At 67.9% G+C, this 23,471-nt stretch carries 20 protein-coding genes; 8 read left to right on the top strand and 12 right to left on the bottom strand.

The window, feature by feature from the left end:
* Window positions 1-83: 83 nt before the first annotated feature.
* Together OG558_RS15130 and OG558_RS15125 are read left to right on the top strand one after the other, a co-directional pair.
* The gene (locus OG558_RS15130; protein ID WP_405070834.1) at window positions 84-974 is read left to right on the top strand and encodes an LLM class flavin-dependent oxidoreductase; all 891 of its coding nucleotides are present in this window, start codon (window positions 84-86) and stop codon (window positions 972-974) included.
* Window positions 971-1,351: a cupin domain-containing protein gene (locus OG558_RS15125; protein WP_328525560.1), complete on the top strand. Its 381-nt coding sequence runs from the start codon at window positions 971-973 to the stop codon at window positions 1,349-1,351. Before OG558_RS15130 ends, OG558_RS15125 begins: the two co-directional genes overlap by 4 nt.
* Here the strand turns inward: OG558_RS15125 and aceB are convergent.
* From aceB to OG558_RS15095, 6 genes are read right to left on the bottom strand one after another with little or no spacing between them, the layout of a single operon-like run.
* The gene (aceB, locus tag OG558_RS15120; protein WP_405070833.1) at window positions 1,333-2,898 is read right to left on the bottom strand and encodes a malate synthase A; all 1,566 of its coding nucleotides are present in this window, start codon (window positions 2,896-2,898) and stop codon (window positions 1,333-1,335) included. The genes OG558_RS15125 and aceB overlap by 19 nt on opposite strands.
* A gap of 14 nt (window positions 2,899-2,912) precedes the next feature.
* Window positions 2,913-4,955 carry a beta-galactosidase trimerization domain-containing protein gene (locus tag OG558_RS15115; protein WP_405070832.1) on the bottom strand — a complete coding sequence of 681 codons (2,043 nt, stop codon included), beginning with the start codon at window positions 4,953-4,955 and terminating at the stop codon, window positions 2,913-2,915.
* Window positions 4,952-6,415 carry a hypothetical protein gene (locus tag OG558_RS15110; protein ID WP_405070831.1) on the bottom strand — a complete coding sequence of 488 codons (1,464 nt, stop codon included), beginning with the start codon at window positions 6,413-6,415 and terminating at the stop codon, window positions 4,952-4,954. The genes OG558_RS15115 and OG558_RS15110 overlap by 4 nt, the downstream gene beginning before the upstream one ends.
* The gene (locus OG558_RS15105) at window positions 6,412-7,227 is read right to left on the bottom strand and encodes a carbohydrate ABC transporter permease (RefSeq protein WP_329483856.1); all 816 of its coding nucleotides are present in this window, start codon (window positions 7,225-7,227) and stop codon (window positions 6,412-6,414) included. Before OG558_RS15105 ends, OG558_RS15110 begins: the two co-directional genes overlap by 4 nt.
* Window positions 7,224-8,159, bottom strand: coding sequence for a carbohydrate ABC transporter permease (locus OG558_RS15100; RefSeq protein WP_405070830.1), 936 nt, complete (start codon window positions 8,157-8,159; stop codon window positions 7,224-7,226). Before OG558_RS15100 ends, OG558_RS15105 begins: the two co-directional genes overlap by 4 nt.
* A 5-nt stretch (window positions 8,160-8,164) precedes the next feature.
* Window positions 8,165-9,466 (bottom strand): ABC transporter substrate-binding protein, encoded by a 1,302-nt coding sequence (locus tag OG558_RS15095; RefSeq protein WP_405070829.1) that lies wholly within the window; start codon window positions 9,464-9,466, stop codon window positions 8,165-8,167.
* A gap of 134 nt (window positions 9,467-9,600) precedes the next feature.
* Here OG558_RS15095 and OG558_RS15090 point away from each other — a divergent pair, with 134 nt between their 5' ends.
* Window positions 9,601-10,614, top strand: a complete 1,014-nt coding sequence (locus OG558_RS15090; RefSeq protein WP_329483853.1) for a LacI family DNA-binding transcriptional regulator — start codon at window positions 9,601-9,603, stop codon at window positions 10,612-10,614.
* On the opposite strand, the gene OG558_RS15085 is transcribed toward OG558_RS15090, so the two are convergent.
* Both OG558_RS15085 and OG558_RS15080 read right to left on the bottom strand, forming a co-directional pair.
* The gene (locus OG558_RS15085) at window positions 10,607-11,464 is read right to left on the bottom strand and encodes an LLM class F420-dependent oxidoreductase (protein ID WP_405070828.1); all 858 of its coding nucleotides are present in this window, start codon (window positions 11,462-11,464) and stop codon (window positions 10,607-10,609) included. The genes OG558_RS15090 and OG558_RS15085 overlap by 8 nt on opposite strands.
* The gene (locus OG558_RS15080) at window positions 11,461-12,024 is read right to left on the bottom strand and encodes a TetR/AcrR family transcriptional regulator (RefSeq protein WP_405070827.1); all 564 of its coding nucleotides are present in this window, start codon (window positions 12,022-12,024) and stop codon (window positions 11,461-11,463) included. Before OG558_RS15080 ends, OG558_RS15085 begins: the two co-directional genes overlap by 4 nt.
* A gap of 106 nt (window positions 12,025-12,130) precedes the next feature.
* Between OG558_RS15080 and OG558_RS15075 the strand changes: the two genes are divergently transcribed.
* Complete coding sequence (locus OG558_RS15075; RefSeq protein ID WP_405070826.1) at window positions 12,131-13,918, top strand: PrsW family intramembrane metalloprotease; 1,788 nt, start codon at window positions 12,131-12,133, stop codon at window positions 13,916-13,918.
* A gap of 6 nt (window positions 13,919-13,924) precedes the next feature.
* Here the strand turns inward: OG558_RS15075 and OG558_RS15070 are convergent, their stop codons facing one another.
* Together OG558_RS15070 and OG558_RS15065 are read right to left on the bottom strand one after the other, a co-directional pair.
* Window positions 13,925-16,720, bottom strand: a complete 2,796-nt coding sequence (locus OG558_RS15070; RefSeq protein ID WP_405070825.1) for a S8 family serine peptidase — start codon at window positions 16,718-16,720, stop codon at window positions 13,925-13,927.
* 554 nt (window positions 16,721-17,274) lie between these two features.
* On the bottom strand, window positions 17,275-17,868 hold the full coding sequence (locus OG558_RS15065) for a GNAT family N-acetyltransferase (protein ID WP_405070824.1): 594 nt from the start codon (window positions 17,866-17,868) through the stop codon (window positions 17,275-17,277).
* A 518-nt stretch (window positions 17,869-18,386) separates the two neighbouring features.
* Between OG558_RS15065 and OG558_RS15060 the strand changes: the two genes are divergently transcribed.
* Complete coding sequence (locus tag OG558_RS15060; protein ID WP_405070823.1) at window positions 18,387-19,436, top strand: glycosyltransferase; 1,050 nt, start codon at window positions 18,387-18,389, stop codon at window positions 19,434-19,436.
* Window positions 19,420-20,595, top strand: coding sequence for a hypothetical protein (locus OG558_RS15055; protein WP_405072168.1), 1,176 nt, complete (start codon window positions 19,420-19,422; stop codon window positions 20,593-20,595). Before OG558_RS15060 ends, OG558_RS15055 begins: the two co-directional genes overlap by 17 nt.
* A 91-nt stretch (window positions 20,596-20,686) precedes the next feature.
* Here the strand turns inward: OG558_RS15055 and OG558_RS15050 are convergent, their stop codons facing one another.
* Window positions 20,687-21,256, bottom strand: coding sequence for a TIGR03086 family metal-binding protein (locus OG558_RS15050; protein ID WP_405070822.1), 570 nt, complete (start codon window positions 21,254-21,256; stop codon window positions 20,687-20,689).
* Window positions 21,257-21,415: 159 nt separating this feature from the next.
* Between OG558_RS15050 and OG558_RS15045 the strand changes: the two genes are divergently transcribed.
* Window positions 21,416-22,369 carry an aldo/keto reductase gene (locus OG558_RS15045; protein WP_405070821.1) on the top strand — a complete coding sequence of 318 codons (954 nt, stop codon included), beginning with the start codon at window positions 21,416-21,418 and terminating at the stop codon, window positions 22,367-22,369.
* Window positions 22,366-22,710: a YciI family protein gene (locus OG558_RS15040; protein ID WP_405070820.1), complete on the top strand. Its 345-nt coding sequence runs from the start codon at window positions 22,366-22,368 to the stop codon at window positions 22,708-22,710. Before OG558_RS15045 ends, OG558_RS15040 begins: the two co-directional genes overlap by 4 nt.
* A 469-nt stretch (window positions 22,711-23,179) precedes the next feature.
* Here the strand turns inward: OG558_RS15040 and OG558_RS15035 are convergent, their stop codons facing one another.
* Window positions 23,180-23,467, bottom strand: coding sequence for an antibiotic biosynthesis monooxygenase family protein (locus OG558_RS15035; RefSeq protein ID WP_405070819.1), 288 nt, complete (start codon window positions 23,465-23,467; stop codon window positions 23,180-23,182).
* Between the last annotated feature and the right edge of the window lie 4 nt (window positions 23,468-23,471).

Raw genomic sequence — 23,471 nt, 5'->3', positions numbered from 1 at the left:
TAGGCGCGCGACTGCGTCGTTGACAGTGCGCCCGGCGGGCCGCAAGGCTGCATTCGACGGCGTCGGCCGCGGGAGGAGGGCCTATGCGGCACGGGATCTACTTGCCGAACCAGGGTGCTTTCGCTGACGTGGGTGTGCTCGTGGAGCTGGCGCGGTCGGCTGAAGCGGCCGGGTGGGACGGATTCTTCATCTGGGACGAACTGCTGCCACTGCATCCGCACACGGACGCGGTCCGAGCGGCGCTCGGTGAGTCCGACGACGTGGCCGACGCAATGGTGGCGCTGACGGCTGTGGGCTGGGCGACGGAGCGGATCCGCTTCGGGACTCTGGTCACGGCGGTGGCGCGACTGCGGCCGGAGGCGTTTGCGCGACAGGCGGTGACGCTGGATCGGCTGTCCGCGGGCCGCCTGGTGCTCGGAGTCGGTCTCGGTCACCCGGATGACCAGTTCACCGCGTTCGGGATGGACGTGGATCTGCGGACCAGGGCGGCGATGGTCGACGAGTTCCTCGAACTGGTGAACCGCCTGTGGACCGGCGAACGGGTCGACTTCGAAGGCGAGCACTACACCTGCCGCGGCGTCTCCCTCCAACCCACGCCGCTGCAGCACCCCAGAATCCCGATCTGGATCGGCGCCGGCGGCTCCTTCCGCCCACCCCGCCGTCGAGCCGCCCGCTGGGACGGGTTCGCGCCAGCCAGCGAGCAGTGGCCGACGGTGGTGATCCCGCCCGAAACCTATGCGGAGATCGCCGAGGATCTCCGCGTTGCCCGGACCTCCGATGCGCCGTACGACGTCGTCCTCATCGGCAACGCAGACGCGACCGAACCCACCCCCGCCACCATCCCGCAGTACGAACGCTCCGGCGTCACCTGGCTTCTCACCCAGGCCCTCACCGTCCCCGATGCCCGCGCCCGCATCCGCACCGGCCCACCCGCTGGCGGGAGCCCTTCGGGCGGAGGCAGACTACTGGCATGAGTGAGCCTGTTCGGGTGATCAAGGCCGGCAACCTGGTGGCCGCCGATCCGACATCCGGGATGTTGCGGATGCGGGCGTTCGAGTTGCCGATCCTGTGGTCGGGGCAGGTGACCACCGAGCCCGGCGCGATCTCTGGGTGGCATCACCACGACAAGAACGAGAGCAGTCTCTACATCGTGTCCGGCGTACTGCGGCTGGAGTTCGAGGGGAGTGACGAGTACCTCGACGCAGTGGCCGGGGACTTCGTGCATGTACCGGCCTTCACGGTGCACCGGGAGAGCAATCCTTCCGGTGCACCGTCGCTGGCCATCATCGCCCGGGCCGGGGGCGGCATCCCGACCGTGAACGTCGACCCGCCTCAGTCGAAGCGTTCGTAGGCGGGCAGGGTCAGGAAGTCGACGTACTCGTCCGCGAGCGCCACCTCGAGGAAGAGGGCGCGGGCGGACTGGTAGCGCAGGTACTGGTCGAGTTTGGTGATCTCCTCGTCGGCGATCCGCTCGACCAGTTCGGTCGTGACGGTCTCGCCGGTGTCCAGGACCACGCCGTTCTGTCGCCACTGCCAGATCTGCGAGCGGGAGATCTCGGCGGTCGCGGCGTCTTCCATCAGGTTGAAGATGCCGACCGCACCAGTGCCCTCCAGCCAGGCCGCCAGGTACTGGATGGCGACGCTGACGTTGTTGCGCAGCCCGGCCTCGGTGACCTGGCCGGGCGTGGAGGCGATGTCGAGCAGTTGCTCGGCGGTCACCGCAACGTCCTCGCGGAGCTTGTCGACCTGGTTGGGCCGATCGCCGAGGACCGAGTCGAACACCGTCCGGCAGGTCTCGACCATTCCGGGGTGCGCGACCCACGAGCCGTCGAAGCCGTCACCGGCCTCGCGCGTCTTGTCCGCCTCGACCTTCGCGAACGCCTGCTCGTTCACCGCCGGGTCCTTGCTCGGGATGAACGCCGCCATCCCGCCGATCGCGTGCGCGCCCCGCTTGTGACACGTCCGGACCAGCAGCTCGGTGTACGCGCGCATGAACGGCACCGTCATCGTGACGCTGTTGCGGTCAGGCAGCTGGAAGTCGGTGCCCCGGGTCCGGTGCGTCTTGATCACGCTGAACATGTAGTCCCAGCGCCCCGCGTTCAGCCCGGCCGAGTGCTCGCGCAGCTCGTAGAGGATCTCCTCCATCTCGAACGCGGCCGGGTAGGTCTCGATCAGCACCGTCGCCCGGATCGTCCCGCGCGGGATGCCGGCCAACTCCTGCGCCGTCACGAACACGTCGTTCCAGAGCCGCGCCTCCAAGTGCGACTCCATCTTCGGCAGGTAGAAGTACGGCCCCTGGCCGCGGTCGAGCTGCAGCTGGGCGCAGGCGCTGAAGTACAGCGCGAAGTCCACCAACGATCCGCTCACCGGTGAGCCGTCGACCGTGACGTGCTTCTCCGGCAGGTGCCACCCGCGCGGCCGGACGACGATGGTCGCCAGCTCGTCGTCCGGCTTCAGCGCGTAGCTCTTGGCGTCGGTGCTGAAGTCGATCCGCCGGGTGATCGCGTCGAGCAGGTTGAGCTGGCCGCCGACCACGTTGTCCCAGGTGGGCGTGTTCGCGTCCTCCTGGTCGGCCAGCCACACCTTCGCGCCGGAGTTCAGCGCATTGATCGTCATCTTCCGATCGGTCGGCCCGGTGATCTCCACCCGCCGGTCGACCAGCCCCGGCGCCGCGGGAGCGACCCGCCAGTCCGGGTCGTCCCGCACGTCCTTGGTCTCCGGCAGGAACCCCAGCGACGCGCCGGCCGCGATCTCCGCGACCCGCTCCCGGCGACGCTCGAGCAGCTCGCGCCGCCGTCCGTCGTACTCGCGGTGCAGCCGCTCGATCAGCCCGAGCGCCCGCTCGGTCAGGATCTCGTCGTACCGCTCGCGCCGTGCCCCGGTGACCTCGACTGCCACGAACTCACTCCCTCTCACTCCACAACCACGACCTCGTGATCGGCGATTCGCGCCACCTCGACCGTAATCCAGCCGTCCCGCTCGTTCACCTCCGCCTCCCCGCCTGCGACGAGGAACCGCGCCCGCCGGCCGCCCGCCTTGAGCCTGACGGTGAATGGGCCGGAGGGCGTGAACTCCTCCAACCGCCCGCGCCACGCACCGCCCTGGTCGAGGTTGACGAGGTGGAGCACCACCGCGTCGCCGTGCCGATAGACCTGACAATCGAGTACGCCGGCCCCGTCCACCTGCAACGGGATGTCGCCGTCGGCTGCCCGGCGGACGAGGTTCGCCAGCAGCCGTCCGTGGTCGGGGTGGTGATACTGCGCGTACAGCCGGTCCAGGTCGGCCGCCAGGTACGCCGTCCGCTCGCCGAGCACCACCACGGGTACGTCGGTCCGCGGCTCGGCCATCCACGACAGCTCCGGCGGATAGATCGGGAACGGCGGCACATAGGTCATCGCGGCACCCGAAGCCTCGACCACCTCCAGCTGCCCACCGAACGGCAGCAGGTCCGTGTCCCCGAAACCGTCTGCGATCCCCCGATCCTCGATCCGCAGATAGCTGTGCGCGCCGTACGTCTCCCAGTCGACCTGCCCCGCCTCCAGCCGCTTGCCCTGGTGACGCACTCCGAGCAGCCCGGCGAGCGCCGACTCGTCCCGCCGATCACCCCACTCGTCGTACAGGCCTGACTCCCCGGTGACCACGAGCTGCCCGCCGGCTTCGACGTACGCCGTCAACGCCTCGGACTGTGCATCGGTGAGGACACCCAAGTTCGGGACAATGATCACCGCCAGCCGCCGGTCGATCTCGTGGATCGGCAGATACGGGATCCGGGCCCGGATCAGCGCGTCCACCCACCCGCGATAGGGCAGCAGACTCGTCGTCTCCGGATCGTCCTTGCCGTGGAAGTCCACACTGCGCTGACTCCACAGCAGCCCGACCGTGGCGACCGGCTTGCGGTTGATCAGGTAGTCCTCGTGCTGCGCATGCCACTCGAACAGCGGCTCGGCCGTCGCGTACTGCCGCCGGTCCTCGTGCACGGACCCGATGTGATGCCACCACGGCTGGATGCCGCCGGCGAACCCCTCGAGCGCCCACATCCGCGCCTCCGGCTCGGGCTTGCTCCCGAGCCGGAAGGTCGGCACGCCGGCGTCGTACATCGCCGTGCTCTCCGGGATCAGCGTGTCCCAGCCGAGCAGGCCGTGCAGCCGCTTGCCGGTGTCCGCGTTCGCCTGGAAGCCGGACTCCTCGTGCCGCCACTGCGAGTCGAGCATGAAGATCGACGCACGTTTGCAGATCTCCACGTCGTCCCGAAGTCGCTTGCTCTGGGCAACGACGTCGCCGCCGTTCATGCCGATCCACAGACAGTCCGGACCGCCCGCGCGCCGGGTCACCTCGTTGTTCAGGTCCCACACGGCGAGCCGCTGGTCGTAACTCCAGCGGATCCATTGCCGGTACACCGGATCCGCCCAGTCGACGCGTGACGGGAGCTCCTGGCCGAAGCTGTCCCGGCAGTTCGGGCAGTAGCAGATCTGGTCCCGGCCGAGACCGCTCCAGCTGTTGTCGGTGAGCCCGTCCGGCGCGCTGCGCTCGATGATCTCCTCGAGGATCCCGGTCAGGAAGTCCCGGTAGTACGGCCCGGTGACACAGGCGACGTACATCTTCCCGGCCCGGTACGGGTTGCCCTCGGCATCGATCGCGAACCAGTCCGGATGCGCGTCGTACAGGGGCTGGTGGGCCCGGTTGGAGTCCATCCGGGCCAGCACGGTCAGGTCGTCCTCCTTGGCCAGCGCGGCGATCTCGCCGTACAGATCGCGATCGCCGAGGAACTCAGCCCGGTGCTGGAGCTCGAACTTGCTGGGGTAGTAGGCGACGATCCCGCCGGCGTTGACGATCACCCCTTGCACCTTGGTACGACGCCAGTGGTCGCGCCACCAATCGGCGTCGTACCGGGCCGGGTCCTTCTCGGTCAGATTGGTCTGTGCCCAGCGCAGAGTTCTCTGGTACCAAGGTTTCACTTCAGGCTCCGGATCGCGTCGCCCGCGCCGGAGACGTTCTCCAGCAGCATCTCGGAGTACTTGCGACTCAGTACGACGCCCTCCGCGCCACCCTCGAACGCGGCCAGCGTGGCGTCCCGCACCGACTCACGCGTGCACTGGGTCAACTCACCCTCGTTGTCGTCCCAGTTGATCTTCGTCCCGACGTCGCGGGGCTTCTCGAGTCCGCGCTGCTTGGCCACACCGACCGGGATGTCGATGTCGATGCCCGGGTAGATCTTGCTCTGCCCGCCGACCCCGGCGACCGCCCGCGCGGTCTCGCGGCGGACGTAGTCGGAGCTGAAGCCGTTCTGCGGCAGCTTCTCGTACGCGCCTTCGTCGAGCTGCAGCAGCTTCATCATCAACGGGTAGACGTCGTCGGGCTCCGCATCGCCGAACAGCGCGCCACAGATGCTCTTGACCCAGGTGAAGAACCGTGGCCCGGCGCAGTTGTTGTAGATGACCACCTTGATGAAGTCGGAGAACTTCGCCATCTCGGTGTAGTCCTGGTCAGCCCGGTAGAACGGGCTGAACGAGATGTTGTGGTAGACGTGCCAGCCGACCTGCACCTCGGGCGAGATCGCCTTGGCCACACCGTAGATGTCGCGGTACAGCTGCCGCTGGCTCTCGGTCCACAGGGTCTGCCAGGCCAGCACCTCGGGGTGGTTCAGCAGGATCCGCCAGAACGTGACGAACGCACCGTCGACCGGGCGCTCACCGGCGCCGACACGCTGGTTCCACTCGACCAGCTCACGGTAGCCACGCATCGCGCGGTCGACGTCGATCCCGCGCTCGCGGGCGATCTGCCGGCAGTGCGGGCAGAAGCAGCCGATCTCCGACACGTCGACCGTGCCCTGCATCAGCATGTTCAACGGACCGGGCCGCTCCGAGCACCACGCCAGTCCGTCGAGTTCGTAGCTCTGCACGTAGTCCTCGACGAACCCGAGGTGCCAGTTGCGGTAGTCCGGGTTGTTGAAGCACGGCCGGCGGCCGGGCCGCCCCCACGCGTCCACCTCGAGCACCTTGGCGAAGTTCGGGTAGGTCCGCAGCTCGCGGGCACCGCCGCTCTCCTCCATCCAGGCGAACGACTGGATGCCGCGCTCACGGGCCTTCGGCACGACCTCGGCCAGCAGGTCCAGCTCCGGGTGTTCCGGCGCCCGGCCGACCGCGCCGAGTGCGGTGTTGCCGTAGTACTGCGGGTGCGGCGTCGCGTAGTTGCCGCCGACCCAGCCGAGGTCGTACTCGGATCCGCCGTGGTCGGGGATCGGGTGCCCGGGGATCTGCCGGCCGCCGGTCCCCCGGGTCCAGGTCGGCGTGGCCAGGAAGAGCGCGTTCACCGCGCCGCGGTCGGCCAGGATGTCGAGTGTCTGGTCGACGCCTTCGTCGACGAACGAAACCGCTCCGATCTGCATGGCAACGAGCCGGTCCGGCACGGTGCTCACCCCTTCATTCCTGTCATCGTGATGCCTTGGATGAAATAGCGCTGTGCAAAGAGGAAGACGGCGATCACCGGTACGACGGAGATCGTCGCACCGCACATCAGCAGACTGATCTGGGTGAAGTACTCGCCCTGGAACTGGGCCAGCGCCACCGGGAGCGTCTGCAGGTTCTCGGATGTGATGTAGATCAGCGGACCGAACAGGTCGTTCCACGACTCGAGGAACGTGAAGACCCCGATCGCGGCCAGCGCCGGTTTGGTCTGCGGCAGCATGATCCGCCAGTAGATGCCGAACGTGGAGGCGCCGTCGATCTTGCCGGCGTCCTCCAGTTCGTTCGGAATGGTGAGGAACGACTGCCTCATGAGAAAGGTCGCGAACACCGGCGTGAGCACCTTCGGCACCCACAGCGGGTACTGCGTGTCCACCCAGCCGATGTGCTGGAAGACGATGTACTGCGGGATCAGGTACGCGATGCCCGGGATGATCGAGGTGGCCAGCAGCACCATGAACGCGATGTCCCGGCCGGCGAACCGCAGCCGCGCGAACGCGTACCCGGCCATCGACGCGACGATCAGGATGCCGATCACGTTCAGCCCGGCGAGTTTCACGCTGTTCCAGAGGAACATCGGGATCAGGTCGAACACCTGCCGGTAGTTGTCCCACTGCGTGTCCGTGGGCAGGAACTTCGGCGGCACCGACAGCACCTTCGCCTCGGGCCGCAGTGACGCGCTGATCATCCACACCAGCGGCGCCAGGAACGCCACCGCGAACAGCGCCATCACGACGTACTGCGAAGTCTTTCCGACGATTCTCATGAGTAGAACACCCACCTCTTCTGCAGCTTCCACTGCAGGAAGGTGACGGCCGCGATCACCGCGAACAGGATCCACGCCATCGCCGAGGCGTAGCCGATCTTCCCGTAGCTGAACGCGTTCTGATAGATGTTGTAGATGTAGACGCTGGTGGCGTGGCCGGGCCCGCCCTTGGTCATCACGTAGATCAGGCCGAAGACCTGGAACGACGAGATGAACTGCGTGATCAGCAGGAACAGGAAATGCGGCGTCAGCAGTGGCAGCGTGATGAACCGCAGCCGCTGCCAGGCTCCGGCGCCGTCGATCTTCGCGGACTCGAAGAACTCGCTCGGCAGGCCCTGCAGGCCCGCGAGCAGGATGATCATCGGGTACCCGATGCCCTGCCAGACGCTGACCATGATCACGGCGGGCATCGCCCAGCTCGAGCTCGACAGCCACTGCGGGCCGTTGATCCCGAGCTGGTTCAGCAATCCGTTGATCACGCCGTTGTCCGGCTGGAAGAACCAGAACCAGACGAACCCGATCGCCACCACGTTCGTCACGTACGGCGCGAAGTAGGCCGTCCGGAAGAACGCGACGCCCCGGATCGGGCGGGCGCACAGCAATGCCAGGACCAGGCCGATACCGATCGTCAGCGGGATGGTCGCCAGGGTGAAGTAGACGGTGTTCTTGAACGTCTGCAGGAACAACGGATCGTCGCTGAACATCTCGGAGAAGTTCTTCAGGCCGACGAACTTCGGCGCCGAGATGCCGTTCCAGTCGGTCAGCGAGGCGCCGATCGAGACCAAGATCGGGAAGAACTGGAACGCCACCACCCCGACCACGATCGGGCTGATGAACAGCCAGCCGGTGAGGTTCTGCTTACGGCGGGCCCGGCGTACGTCGGTTGTGCTGACCGCGCTGGAGGTTTCGCGCGCCATCGTGATGGTTGCCATCGACATCAACCCTTCAAGGCGTTCTCCACCTGTGATTTGACCCCTTGGAGAACGTCACCGACCGGCTTCTCGCAGTTGTACGCCGTGTCCAGCGCGGGCCGGTACAGCTCGCGGGCGCCGATGGTGTTCTTGGTCTGGTTGGTCGCGGTGAGGTGCTTGGCCGCCTCGGCGAACAGCCCGATGTGGGCGGGCGCCTTTCCGTTCGGCGCCAGCCCGGCCGCGGCCTTGAGGTTGATCGGCGTGAAGGCGCCGCCCTGCAGCAGGATCTTGCCGCCTTCTTCACTGGCCAGGTACTTGAGCAGATCCCACGCCTGGTCGGGGTTCTTCGCCTTCTTCGGGACGCAGAACACGATCACGCTGGACTCGGTCTTCTGCTCCACGTCACCAGGCGGTGGAGCGACGTCCCAGGTGAAGTCCTTGACCGCGGTCCGCAGGTACGGCACGGTGCCGAAGGTCGCGAACATCATCGCGATCTTGCCCTGGGCGAACATCTGGTTCTGCACGTTGTCCTGCTGCAGCGCGGACCACGGCGGCTGCACCTTGTCCTTGCAGGTCAGGTCGGTCGCCCACTGCAGCGCCTCGGCCTCCTTCGTGCCGGGCAGCGTGAACTGGGTGCCGTCGGCGGAGAAGATCCCGGTCTGACTGCCATGGTTGACCGTGAAGGTCTGCTCGTAGCCGGTGTCCAGATAGACCAGAGCGCCGTACTGCTTCTTGGCCGGATCGGTGAGCTTCTTCGCCTTCTCGGCGAACTCGGCCCACGTCCACCCGGTCGACGACCAGGTCGTCGGCGGCAGCGGTACGCCGGCCTTCTTGAACAGATCGACGTTGTAGAAGATCAGCCGGGGTTGGTAGCCGAGCACCCAGGCCGTGTGCGAACCGTCCGGCTGCTTGGGGAACTCGTACGTCTCCTTGGCGAACGCCGAGGTGTCCAGCTTGTCCTTCTCGATGTACGGCTTCAGGTCGAGCAGGGCTCCCTGCTGGGAGAAGCCGCGGACGAAGTCGTCGTTGATCCGCATCACGTCCGGCGGACTGCCACCCGCGATCAGCGTGCGCATCTTGGTGTCGTACTCCTGGGTGACCGCGGGCTGCACGGTGACCGACGTACCGGACTCCTTCTCGAAGGCCTGGATCGCCTGCTCGAGCGGGTTGCCCTTGACCTGCTCCCAGTTCAGGAAGGTCAGGCCCTTCTTGCCGCCGCCATGGGCGGCGCCGTTGCCTCCGCAGCCGGCCAGTACGCCGGCAGCCGTGAGTCCCGTCAGTCCGGCGAGAAACCTGCGGCGGCTCAGGTTGGAGAGTTGTGTCTGCACCGGAATCTCCCATCCGTTAGGGATGAATACGTATACAATGAATACGTATACACATGTCCTTGGGCGTGGTCAACGACCTGGGGCGACACTCTTGAGTAGGGTTCAGCATTTGGACGACGAGGGGAGGGCGGATCATGGCGCGACCACCGACGAGCCGGGATCTGGCGCGACTGGCAGGGGTGTCCCAGGCGACGGTTTCACGGGTGCTGACGAACAATCCGAAGGTCAACCCGGAGACCCGGGCCCGGGTGCTGCAGGTGCTGAAAGACGCGAACTACATTCCGAACGCGCTGGCCCGGGCGATGAAGACAGGGCGGACCGACACCATCGGCGTGTTCATGACCCGGGTGACCAGCCCGTTCCACGCCGCACTGCTGGACGAGATCGGCCGGGTGCTCAGCTCGGTAGGCCAGCACATGATCCTGTGGAACATCGAGCACGACCCCGAGGACACGATCGCAGGCGTGCTGCAGCAGCGCCTGGTCGACGGGTTCCTGCTCACGTCGGCGACGTACGACTCGAAGCTGCACACGATGGCGCTCTCCTCCGGGACTCCGACCGTGCTGCTGCACCGCGGCATCGACGGTCTGGACTGCGACCAGGTCGTCGGCGACAACTGGCAGGGCGCGTACGACGCCGGCCGGTATCTGGTCGAAGCCGGGCACACCGACATCGGCCTCGTCACGCTGACCCACACCGGGAACACCTCGCGCGACCGCGACCTCGGCTTCCGGGCCGCACTCGCCGACGCCGGCGTCGAGATCAAACCCGGCAACGTCGTCCCGGTCGGCGTACCCCACGCGGACGGCCACGCCGCGGCGCAGAAACTGCTGTCCCGGAAGAATCCACCGACCGCGATCTACACCGTCACCGACCTACTCGCCTTCGGCATCCTCGACGGCGCACGGGCACTCGGCGTCCGGGTCCCCGACGACGTGTGGGTGATCGGCTTCGACAACACCGAACTCGCCGCCTGGGAGTCCTTCGACCTCACCTCGGTCGAGCAACCGGTCCACGCCATCGTCGAAACCGGCGTGAACCTTCTCCGCCAACGCATCGAAGACCCCGACCGAGCCGCCGAAACCGTCACCCTCCCCTGCCCGCTGATCATCCGCGGATCAACCGCGAATACCCCTTGGTCTAGCTGAGCTCCGGGAGCACGTCGCGGAGTACTTCGGCGTGGTCCTCGGGCTTGGACAGGCCCATGTTCATGGTGTTGACGCCGAAGTGGGTCGCACCGAGCTCGCGCCAGCCGTCGGCGAAGGCTCGCCAGTCCTGCTCGGGTACGGCGCCGAGCGTGAGCCGGGCCTCGATACCGATCGTGGCCGGATCACGTCCAGCCTGGGCAGCCGCCTCCCGGATCGTCTCCAGCTGGGCACGAGCCTTGTCGTCGGGCGGACTCGTCGGCATCCAGCCGTCGCCGATCCGTCCGGTACGACGCAGTACGGCGTCCGCACCGCCGCCGAACCAGATCGGGATCTCCCTGCCGGGCAACGGATTCAACCCAGCCGCCTCGACCCGGTCGAACGCGCCGTCGTACGAGATGACCGGCTCGGCCCACAACTTGCGCAACAACTCGACCTGCTGGGTCAGCCGCGCGCCCCGCTTCTCGAACGGCACCCCGAGTGCGTCGTACTCGACGTGGTTCCACCCGATGCCGACGCCGAGCCGCAGCCGACCGCCACTCAGCACGTCGACCTCGGCCGCCTGCTTCGCCACCAGTGCCGTCTGCCGCTGCGGCAGCACCAGCACACCAGTCACCAGCTCGAGCTCGGTCGTGATCGCTGCCATGTACCCGAACAGCACGAAAACCTCATGAAACAAGGACTTGTCGGTGTATCCGGTCCACCCCGGCCGATTGGCGGGATCCGCACCGAGCACGTGGTCATAGGCGACCACGTGGTCGTATCCAGCCGCCTCGACAGTGGTCGTCCACTCCCGCACGACCCGCGGATCCGCTCCGATCTCGAGCTGCGGGAACACGGCACCGATCTTCACTTCGCACCCTCCGGCAACAAGTTGATCAATCCCCGCACAGCCAGCTCGAACGGCTCGACCGACCCCGCCGCGCGAGCCAGCACATACCCACCCTGCAACACAGCCGCGATCGTCGCAGCCGTCTCCTCGGCATCCAGCGACTCCGGATACTCCCCCGCAAGCTTGCCCTCGGCAACAACCTCGGCCAGCCGGGTACGCAGCCAGGTGAACGTCTGGTCGATCGGCGCCCGCAACTCCGGATCCGCCATCACCTCCGGATCCGCCGTCAACCGCCCGATCCGGCACCCCCGCAGCACCTCCCGCTCCCGCTCGAGATAGCCGCTGATCTTCTCCGTCGCCGACCCCGAGCCGCTGAACTGCTCCTCAGCAGCCTCCCGCAACTCGGCGCTGGACCGCTCGATCGCCGCCTTCGCCAACTCCGCCTTCCCCGCGAAGTGGTGATACATGCTCCCCTGCCCCGCGTCCGCGGCCCGCTGGATCGCCTTCGGCGAGGTCCCGACATACCCCCGCTCCCACAACAATTCCTGAGTACTGCGAATCAACCGCTCCACCGTCTCCACCCGACCAACTGTACCCACAGGTACACCGAACAGATCGGGGGCAACTGCGCCTAGAGTGTCCGGATACGCCCGCCCAGTCCGTGCCGCTCAGGCGAATGGAGCCTCGATGGTCGTGAGCAGGGAGGAAGCGCCGCGGGAGTGGGTGCCGGTCGAGGACCGGTTCCTCGGACTCGACCGGCGTACGTTCAAGGCGGGATTCACCGCGCTGGCAGTGGCGCTGGTGCTGATCTACGGCCTGCAGGCGTTGAACGCGGCTATCCCGTGGCACAACGAGATCCAGGCCGGCCAGGTCCTGGATCTCGGCAGCGGCGCGACGGCGGTGCCGCCGGTCGGCTGGCAGTTGGAGAGTGGGACGTTGACCGGTGGGGCCGGCGCGACCGCGACCAGCCTGCAGGTCCTGCTGGCGTCGGGCGGCGCGACGATCGAGATGCGTGGTGCGTCGTACGACGGGAGCGCGACCGGATTCCTCGATCAGGTCGAGCGGTCCGAGAGCGACACGCCAGGCGTCACCGGAGCGCGCGGGACGCTCACCACCGACGCCGGGCTGGTCGGGGTCGTGCAGAGCCGCACCGGGCCTAGCGGCGACGGCATCGATGTGGCGTTCAAGATGGCCACCGGCACGACGCAAGAGGTCGACTCGGCACCGGCTCTGCTCGTCCGGGTCCGGACAGCGTCGGGTCAGTTCGAGCGCTACCAGGACGACGTCGGCGCGCTGCTGCGGAGCATCACCCCGGGGGGTGGCGCGATGAGCGTCGTATCCGAGGAGAAGACAGCGCAGCTTCGCGCGATCGAGGAGTCGGGCTGGGGTGCGCCGTTCCGGTTCCTGCGCCCGGACAACGTCGCCTTCTGGGTCTACCTGCTGGGCGTGGGCGGTGGCGCGCTGACGATGCTGCGGTACTTCGGTCCTGGCGCCACGTTCTACACGCCGGCTCTCGCGGGAGGCGTCGTACTGTTCGGTCTCTATCTCGTGCCCTGGCTGCTGCTTCTGCGGCATCACAACCGCTTCACCTCGCAGCCGGCCGGGCTGCTGGCGGCCGGCTTCGTCTGGGGCGGCGTCGCCGCGACGTTCTGGATCGCGCTGCCCGCCAACTCCGCGTTGCTCGCGATCTGGGCCAAGGTCGGCGGCACGTCGTTCGCGTCCGACTGGGGTGCCGGTCTGACCGCGCCGATCAACGAGGAGTGGGGCAAGGCGATCGGCCTGGTCCTCCTCATCGGTCTGGCGCCCCGCCTGGTTCGCAGTGCGTACGACGGCTTCATCATCGGAGCGTTCATCGGCCTGGGGTTCCAGGTGTTCGAGGACGTCTTGTACGTCTACAACGGCGCCACCCAGCTGTACGGCGTGGACCAGCTGGGCTCGTCGTTGCGGGTGTTCGTGACTCGCGGCGCCGCCGGGATCGTGTCACACGCCCTGTTCAGCGCGATCTTCTGCGCCGGGCTGATGTGGGTCCTCGGCCGGACCCCCGGTGAACGCAAGGTGGTTCGAGGTGTGTTGACCATGCTGATGGCGATGGTGTTCCACTTCGCCTGGGACGACATGGCCGCCCTCAGCGGCGGCACCGTCGCGGCAGCCGTGCTGCCGTTCGCGATCGCCGCCGTCGAACTCGTGGCGCTCTTCTACGTCCTGCGCCACGCCGCCGGCCAGGAACGCCGCTGGATGCGGGATCTACTCGGCCCCGAGGTCGAGGCCGGCGTCATCGACCCGGCCCTCCTCGACGCGGTCAGCGGGCTTCGGAAGGATCGGAGGAAGTACCGCAAACACCTCCACAGCCGTTCCGAAGCCCGCCACCGCCTCGAAGCCGCCCACGACCTGGCCCGCGAAATCGCCCGCGCCGACGGCACCGAGACCCCACCCGTCACCCACGCCCGCCAGGAACTCCAGCGCCTCCAGACCTGACCTCGTTCAGCTGACGGTGACGATCTTGTTCACCGTGTAGGCCTGGGCGTGGTCGGCGTCGGCGGGGAACCAGACCCGGTAGGCGATCTGGCCCCGGATCGCCGGCTTGATACCGAAGGCGTACTTGCCCGAGGTGCTGAGCTTCACCGACGCGATCGACTTCCACACCTTGTTGCCGTACTGCTGCAGGTACACGGACCGGCCCGCGTGCGCCGGAGCGACGTACCCGCTGAAGGCGGTCGTGCCACCGAGGCGGATCGACGCCGGCGACAGCGTCGCCGAGATCGTCGGTGCGACCTGGACGGTGATGTCGACGGTGCGGGTGCCCATCAGATCCGCGCTGCCGGGGAACGTCAGCATGTACACCGACGAGACGGCCGGCTTGTCGACCACCGAGAGGGTCCCGGTCGACGACGTCTTGAGCGCAGCCAGCAGCTTGAAGGTGGAGACGTTCTTCGGTCGCACGTAGACGTTGACCGGCAGACCGGCGTACGCCAGGTTGTCGATCCGCAGCGTGCTGCCCTTGATCGTGATCGAGCCACCGTAGTTGATCAGCGTGGAGGTCGTCGCGATCCCGGACTTCATCCCGAGCAGCTGCTTGACCGCGATCGGGCTGTAGTGGCCGGTCCGGTCGACGACCCAGCCCGCGTAGGTGTACGTCGTCCCCTGGGCCAGTCCGGTGTTCTTCACCGAGGTCGCGGTGCCCGCGTACACCAGCGTGCCGGTGCTCGGCGTCGGCGCCTTGCTACCGACGTTCCGCCGAACGATCACCTGGTCGAGATCCGTGGTCGGCGGGATCTTCCAGGCCAGGTTGACGGCCAGGTACGCGCCGCTACCGGTGAAGGTCGTCAGCGCCTGCGGCGCCAGGTCGGCCGTACTGAAGACCGTCCTGAACCCGAACGACGCCGAGCTGTCCGCCTCCACCAGGCCCCAGCCTTCGATCTTGTACGGGCGGTTGTCGAGGAGCGGCTGCTGCGGCGTGATCGTGGCCGTGCGCGACGCGGCGTCGTACGTCGTGATCGCGTTGATCTGCTGGTCGGTCTTCCCGTCCCGGATCAACACGTTGGCGCTGCTGACGGAGGCAGGGACCACATCCCTCGCGAACGTCACCGTCGGCTTCGCGGACGCCGGCACACCCGACGCCAGGTTCGCCGGGAACACGTCCCGCAGCGGGTACGCCGGACCCGTCGCGGCAACGCCTACGCCGCTGCTCCCCACGCTCAGCGTGTACGGCCGGGTGACCTTCGAGCCGTTGTAGTTGCGCACAGCAACGTACAGGGTGCCGGCGGGGGCCTTGACGTCGACCGACGACGTCAGCGGACCCCACTTCGGACCGGTGACAGGGTCGACGACGGGGAACTCGTTCTCGGCGTGACCGAGGAGCTTCAGGTCCGAGTCGTAGACATCGACGACCGGGCCGACGTTCGAGGAGTAGCTGCGTTCGTCGAACGACGGGCCGGTGACCACGGCCCGGATGTCCTGGGGCGTGCCCAGGTCGACCGAGTACCAGTCGACGTCACCTTCGGAGTCGATCGCGCCCGTGGTCGAGCCGAAGCCGCTCAGCTTCTTGGCGCGGATCGGCTGGTCGTTGCCATCTTCAGCCGCCGTCGGGAAGTCCGGCGCGAACCGGCCACCGAGGGCGGCGTACGCGTCCAGGATGCCGTGGCCGTAGTACGGGTCGATGCCGCGCGGGCCGGCGTCCCGGGAGAGCGCCTCGAGACGCTGTGCGATGTCGTACGGGCCGAGCGACGGGTACTTGTTCTTCACCAGCGCCGCGACGCCGGCGACGATCGGCGCCGAGCAGGAGGTGCCGGTGCAGTACCAATACGGCAAGTGGCCGGCCGCGGTCAGTGAGCGCGGGCCGGTGCTCAGGATGTCCCAGCCCGGCGCCGCGATGTCGACCCAGTCGCCAAACGAGCTGAAGTCGGTCAGCGCACCGTTGGCATCGGTCGCCGCGACGGCGATCGCCTCGGTGTAGGACGCCGGGTACTGGAGGTCGCCACTGCCGTCGTTGCCGGCGGCCGCGACCACTGTGACACCCGCGTTGACCGCGTCGCTGACCGCCTGGTGCAGGATCGGGTTGTCGCCCGGACCGCCGAGCGACATGTTGATCACCTTGGCCCCGTGGGCAACGGCCCAGTCGATGCCCTCGGCGATGTCCACGTCGTACCCGGACCCGTCCGAGGCGAGCACCTTGACCGGCATCGCCTTCACGTTCCAGCCGACCCCGGCGATGCCTTCTCCGTTGTTCGCGGCGGCCGCGATGATGCCGAGCGTCATGGTCCCGTGGCCGTTGTCGTCGATCGGGCCGCGGTTCGGTGACGTCGCGTTGTACCCGGTGACGAGGTGCCCGACGAGGTCCGGGTGGCCTGCGTCGACACCGGTGTCGAGGACGGCGACGATCTGGCTCCCGGTGGTCTTGGACAGATCCCACGCCTGCGGCATCCGCACCGTGTTCAGGTACGCCGCCTGGTCGGTGCCGTAGAACTCGTCGTTCGGTACGGCGGTGGCGTAGCGCTTGTAGTTCAGCGAGGCGAGCTCGACCGTCGGGTCGGCCTTGACCTTCTTCAGCAGCTCGGGCGCCGACAGGTCACCCTTGATCTTCACGACGTTCGAGCGCACCGACTCCTCGGCGGCACCAACCTTGGCGACCGCAGCCTTCCGGGCCGAGGATGTGGCCTTCGCCTTGAACTTCACCATCACCGTGTTCGGCTCGAACTCAGCCTTCGCAGAGTTGTGGTGAGCGGCGAACGCCGGACGGAACGGCCTGGGCTCGGCAGCGGACCCGGACGAACCGGTCACAACAACCAAACCCCCTGCGACCAAGGCTGCAGGCACAGCCAAGCGCAACAAACGAGCGGGACGGGACAACAACGGGACCCCCAAAGAGCCTCGCGGGCGGAAGGACCGAGAACCGGCCCGTCCCTAAATCGCCCAAACCACCCCCAGCGTTACGGCCCTCACCCAAAACCCGGCTTTTGTCGTTTGCGTGGGTGATCGGTCCTTGCGGCGTCGAGGCCGGTCTGCCCGGATCGTTGCGGGTGTGGACCTGAGGCACTCACCAACCTCACCGCCACGCCATCACCGGCCCAGGCCTGAGCGTGACCAGCCAGGGCAGTGCCTACTTGGTGGTGCACAGATCCGCCCCGCAGCTCCGGACCGACCCCGCGCTGTCCTCGCGCGGCTGGATCGGAGCTGTGGACGACGGCCAGGATCGACTTTGTGCACCAGATCCGTACGCCAAGGCCGTCGCCGTACGGATCTGGTGCACAACGTGGCCGGTCCCGTGACCACGCAGCGTGTCGACTCGTCGGCGATCACATCCACGCCGCCAACTCGACCGCACAAGGAGTCAGTCAGGACAGCGCGAGACGCATCCGGAGTTTTGGTGGTTCTTTGGCGACGACGCGGAAGCCGAGCCGCTTGTAGAGTTCGCGAGCACGGTTCAACTCGAGGACGTGCAGCTCGACTGCCTGTGCGTTCGACTGCCGGGCACGCTCCACCAGGTGCTGCATCAGTGCGGTGCCGACGCCATGGTTCTGCAGGTCTGGGTCGACCTCGATCCTCGAGATGTAGAACGTGTCGAGTGCGGTTGAGTCAGCCTGAATCATCCCCACCGGCCGACCGTCGATCACCACTATCTCGACCTGTTCAGGATCGAACCAGTCGCGATGGAACTGCCGCTGCAACTCGTCGTCCCAAGGCCCCCAGGTCGCCTCGATGGCATCGCCCAACGATCGACGATGCAGGTCATACAGAAAGTCCCGGTCGTCGGCCGTAGCCACTCGAAGCTCGAATTCGCGCACCGCACTCCCCTCCGCGCCACCGCGTTGCGCTGCGCCAGCCGTCAACCCAACCACGCTGCAGGAACATGATTGCGTCGCCCGACAGGCAAGACCACAGAATTCACCTCCGCACCCGCAGACCGCCGACAAGAACTGCCGCCGCATACCAGCGCCCTCCGCGTGTGATCACATCCATCCCGCCGACCGAACCCACTCCCGACAGCCCGCGGCAGCCACCGAAGGCGTCCAGAAGACAGCGGCGGCCGAGGGCCGCGTCCTTGCCCGTGATCACAGCCGACCCGCGCCGACCACATCAATCCGTGTCCCCTGCTCGCGGCAGCCACCGCAGGCGGCCCACAAGACCAGCCGCCGCGAAGAGGTGCCGATCGTCTGTCACCCGCCGGGACCTTCGAGTCGTGGTGATTGGCGCCCGTCCGATCCGTCGAGTCGTGGATCCCGGCGGAAAACGCGCCCGCTGGGCAACCCCAATCCCCGACTCGAACCCGAGTCCGCTCCCGACGAGTAGCCACCTCCCCATCCGCCGACCACACCAACCCGTGACACTCCACCGAAGGCGGCCAAGGGGCTGCCGCCGCGGAGCGGTGTTGTTGGGCGTGTCTCACAGCAATCAAATGCCTTGTCGGATGGGCGGTTGTTGGGCGGGACCGATAGTCTCGGGCGCCATGAGCACCAGTGTCGCCATTGCGGTAATCACGTTCAGGCGACCTGCTCTGCTGCACGGGCTGCTGACCAGCCTGCAGGCCCAGGAACTGCCGGAGGACGGGGATTACGCGATCCGGATCGTGGTGGTCGACAACGACGCCGAGGGGTCGGCCAAACGGGTCCTGGAGGAGTTCGGGGCAGGTACGCCGTACCCGATCGAATCGGTGGTGGAACCGGAGCCGGGGATCCCGTTCGCGCGGGAGCGGTCGGTCGCGCTGTGCTGGAACGATGACGCCCTGGTCTTCGTGGACGACGACGAGGTCGCGCCACCCGGCTGGCTCAAAACCCTGCTGAAGGCCTGGGAGTCGACCGGTGCCGACGTTGTCACCGGGCCGGTCAAGGGCCACCTGCCGCCCGGCGCGCCGCCCTGGAACCACTACAGCGACGTCCACGACTCGACCGGGAAGCACACCACCGGCGAGGAACTGCGCAAGGCGTACACGAACAACACCCTGGTCAGCCGGCGGGTCTACCACGCGGTCACGCCCGGCTTCCATCCCGCGTTCCGCTACACCGGCTCCAGCGACCTGCACTTCTTCCTCCGGGTGCACCGGGCCGGGTTCCGGATCGTCTGGTGCGAGGAGGCGTGCATCGCCGAGGAGGTGCCGGTCGGGCGGACCACGCTGCACTGGCTGGTACGGCGTGCCTTCCGATCCGGCAGCGGGGACACGATCAGCCGGCTGCTGATCCGGCCGGGCGCGATCAGCTACCTCCTGGTGCTGGCTTATGCTTCGGCCCGGGTGATCTCGGCGATCGGGTTCGCCCTCGCCGGGCTGCTGCTCGGCCGGAAGACGCACCTGCTGAAGGCGGTCCGCCGGTTCTTCTCCGGCGTCGGCAGTCTCGCGGGGATAGTGGGGATCAACCATGACGAGTACCGGGAACGGCACGGCGCCGACGGTGGCGAGCCTGTGCCGGGCGATCTGGCAGCTGGAGCGGGACCTGAGTCTGCTCGACTGGAGGATCCGGGACGCGCATCCGTGGCCGATCATCCGGATGCGCGTCTTCCATGAGCTGACCCGCCGCAGCGGCATCCACGGCGCACCCCATCCGGTCCGACGTTCGCCGTACGACAAGGCCGCACTCGTCGCCAAGCACGTGAGCGGTGTGGCCACCCGCAACCCGTTCTTCGGCCGGTACGACGCTCTCGTCGTACCGCACCCGCGGAAACCGAGCGGTGTCGAGATCTACACCGACAAACTTCGCACCGCCCTCGGCTCGTCAGCGCTGATCCTCGACTCGGGGATCAACGGGACCCCGCTACCCGGCAGCAAGAACCTGGACTTCTTCACGTCGGCTGCCGGAGCGGTACACAAGCGCCAACTGGACGACCGTGGCATCGCGACAGCACTGCAGAAACTGACCGGTGTCTCGGTACCTGTAGGTGCTCTGCTCGCCCGCGAGGTCCCCAAGCATCTCCGGCTGCGCGCGCTGTACCGCGCGCTGCTGCCACGCCACCGGATCAAGACGGTCTATGTGGTCGTCGCGTACTTCCACCAGCACATCGTCGGCGCCGCGCGCGACCTCGGGATCCGCGTAGTCGAGCTGCAGCACGGCGCGATCAGCCCGTTCCACCTGGGCTACAGCTACCCGGGCCGCCCGGTGGTCGCGGACCAGCCGGACGAGCTGTGGTGCTTCGGCTCGTACTGGACGAACGTCGCCGACCTGCCCGCCGACATGAAGACCGCGGTGGTCGGCGCTCCCTTCCTCCCCACAGCACGCCCGAAAGAGCCCCACCGCGTCGTCTTCCTGTCGCAGGGCACGATCGGCGCCGAGCTCCTCCACGTGGCCGAATCAGTCGCGAAGGAGCATCCCGGTCTGGAGGTCCTGTATCGCCTCCATCCAAGCGAGCGCGCGTCGGACTACACGATCCCGGCCGGTGTGCAGCTGTCCACCGATGGCAGCACGCTGGACCTGCTGGCCTCGGCCACCTACCAGGTCGGCGTGTCGACGACCGCGCTGTTCGAGGGGATGGCCCTCGGCTGCCGGACCGCGGTCGCGAACCTGCCCGGGCACGAGTACCTGGAGCCGGCGATCGCCCAGGGCCATGCACTCCTCATGACCAGGCCGAAGCAACTGACCACTGCCCCGCTGTGCACAGACCCCGCGACTTACTACGCCCCCACCAACCTCCACTCCCTCCTCGGCACCCCGCCGCATTTCGCTGGCTGACCCAGCAAATGCGGGGTTCACCACCCTGGTTAACGGTGGCAAACCCACAAGCTGGTGGGTCAGCCAGCCAAATGGGAGCGGCGCGGCGGGGTTACGGCTGACGGCCGATCAGGCCCAGTAGCCGGTCCTGGAGCGGCGCGTCCGAAGGGACCGGCACCTCAGGCCCGTAGACCTCGATGCCCTCGCCGAAGGCTCCCGGGGTGCGGTACTTCTCCATCACGTCCGGCGGGATCGCGACCGCGGTCGCCCAGAGGCGTTCGACGTCGGCGTGGTCCATCGTCTCGTCCTGGCCGGTCGCCCGGGCCAGGTCCCAGCCGTGCAGGACGAGGTCGTCGGAGACGACCTGATCGATATGCCGCTCGGCCGTCAGCGGGCCGCTCGGGGAGTCGGTCTCGGTGAGCGCGAGGATCGGGTCGTCGAGCACGTCCTCGACCGCGGCACGCGCCTCCTGGAACGCGGTCAGCGGGTCGTCGGACGGCTCGAGCTTGCGGGCGACCGGCTGCAGCATGACCCCGTGCATCGTCACGACGTGCTCGACCACGTCCCGGGCGGTCCACCTGGCGCACGGCGACTGGTTGTCCCACTGGTCCGGCTCCACCGCCGCGACCTTCCGCTCGAACGCCTCGGCCCGCCGTCGGTACCGCTCCGCGATCTCACCCATCCCCGCATCCTCCCGCCCCCACGCCCCGCGCGGAAGACCTCCCCCCGCGACCTTGTGCACGGCTCAACCGAGATTCGGCGCTAGAAACGGTTGACCGGTGCACAAGGTCGGTTTTGGTAGGGCGGTGGAGTGTCGGTGGGGGCTTTTAGGGTCGGTGGCATGCGGATGGTGGAGCTCGGGCGGACCGGGTTGACGGTGAGCAGGCTGGGGTTGGGGCTGGCGTCGATCGGCGGAATGTTCTCCGCCGTACCGCAGGCGCAGGCGGTCGCGACCATCGACCGCGCCTGGGAGCTCGGCGTCCGGCTGTTCGACACCGCGCCGGTCTACGGCTACGGACTCTCGGAGCAGCGGGCCGGGCTCGCGCTCCGCGGGCGGCCGCGGGCGGAGTTCGTGCTGTGCAGCAAGGTCGGCCGGTTGATCGAGCCCGGCGGCCCGGATATCCAGCCGATCTGGGCCGAGCCGCCGGCCGGCCTCGGTCCCCGGCTCGACTATTCGTACGGCGCGGTGCTCCGCTCGTTCGAGGCCAGCCTGGAGCGGATGGGCATCGACCGGATCGACATCCTGCACATCCACGACCCGGATCTCGACTACCTGACCGCCTCGACCGAGGCGCTGCGAGCGCTGAGCGAGCTCCGTGGCCGCGGCACGATCCGCGCGATCTCCCTCGGCGTCAACCACGCGAACGTGGCCGCCCGGTTCCTTCGCGAGACCGGCCCGGTCGGACCCGACTGCATCCTGCTCGCCGGCCGGTACACCCTGCTCGACCAGTCCGGCGCGGACGAGCTGCTGCCGCTGTGCGAGAAGCTCGGCGTCGCCGTACTCGCGGCCGGCGTGTTCCAGGGCGGCGTCCTGGCCGACACCGCGGCGGGCGCGCCGCATGGGTACGCGCGGGTCTCGCCCACCCTGCTCCGGCGGATCGACGGACTCCGCGAGCTCTGTCGTGGGTACGACGTACCGCTGCTGGCCGCCGCACTCCAGTTCCCGCTCACGCATCCCGCCGTATCGGCCGTGGTGGTCGGGGCGCGGAGCCCGCGGGAGATCACAGAAGCCGCGGCGTGGCTCGACCACGACATCCCAAAGCGGTTCTGGGCAGCATTAAGGTCAGGCGTATGAGGTACATGCTGCTTCACAAGACGAACGACAAGCTGGAGGCGGGGAACCCGCCGGACCCGGAGATGCTGGCGCGGGCCGACGCGGTGCTCGAGGAGATGCGTCAGGCGGGCGTGCTGCTGCTCGGTGAGGGCTTGATGCCGAGCTCGCGCGGGGCGCGGATCACGTTCCCGGCCCCGGGGGAGCCGCGCGTGCTCGACGGCCCGTTCGCCGAGACCAAGGAGCTTGTCGCGGGCGTCTCGATCATCCGCGTCGACTCCAAGGCGGAAGCCGTCCAGTGGGCCCTCCGCTTCGCCGAGGCCGACCCCAACACACCGATCGACATCCTGGAGATCGCAGGCTAGAGCGCCAGGTGCAGGATCGGGTAGGGCCTGTTGGTCGAGTCCGTCTCGCTGCGGCCGACGACCCGGAAGCCGTGGTGCAGGTAGAACCCGGTGGCCTGCGGGTTCTGCTCGTTGACGTCGACCGACGTGGCGTCGAAGGTCTTGAAGGCGTGCGTGGCAACATGCTCCCGCCACCTCTCGCGCGGTACGCCGGATCCAGGAAGAGCATCTCGACGTTGCCCTCGGCCACCCCGATGAAACCGATCAGCAGCCCGTCATCCGCCCGCAGTCCGGCCAGGTGCTCGATCGCTCCGAACGACGCCCGCACCAGCGGCCGGAACACGTCCAGGTCCGCCTCGGTGACGAAGTCGTGCGTCGCCCGTACGGACGCCTCCCACAACTCCGCCGCCCGGTCGTACTCGTCCGGCGCAATGCCGCTGATCTCCATGCCGGCCACCGTCGCACCGGCGCCGCCAGGCTGTCAGCTGAATTACACCGCGATGACGCCTTCCTCGGCGACGACCAGTGAGTCGATCGCCGCGAAGAAGCGAGCGATGCCCGGCAGGTTCCCGCCCTTGTTCCGGGATGCGGCGAAGTCCTCCGGGCTCGCCCACTCGACGATGTCCAGCCACTGGTCGTCCGGCAGTTGCACGAGGCGGGCGCCGAGGAAGCCGGTGCGGTCGGCCTCGAAGTCCTTCAGCATGTCTTCCCGGGCGGCGAGCAGTTCCTCGGTCTTCTCCGGCAGCACGCGGAAGCGGGTCAGCTCGACAGTCGTCATGGAC

It is taken from the genome of Kribbella sp. NBC_01510, assembly GCF_045040325.1.
GTDB lineage: Bacteria > Actinomycetota > Actinomycetes > Propionibacteriales > Kribbellaceae > Kribbella.
The sequence above is the reverse complement of the archived record's forward strand: the minus strand, read 5'-3'. Positions and strand labels throughout refer to the sequence as shown.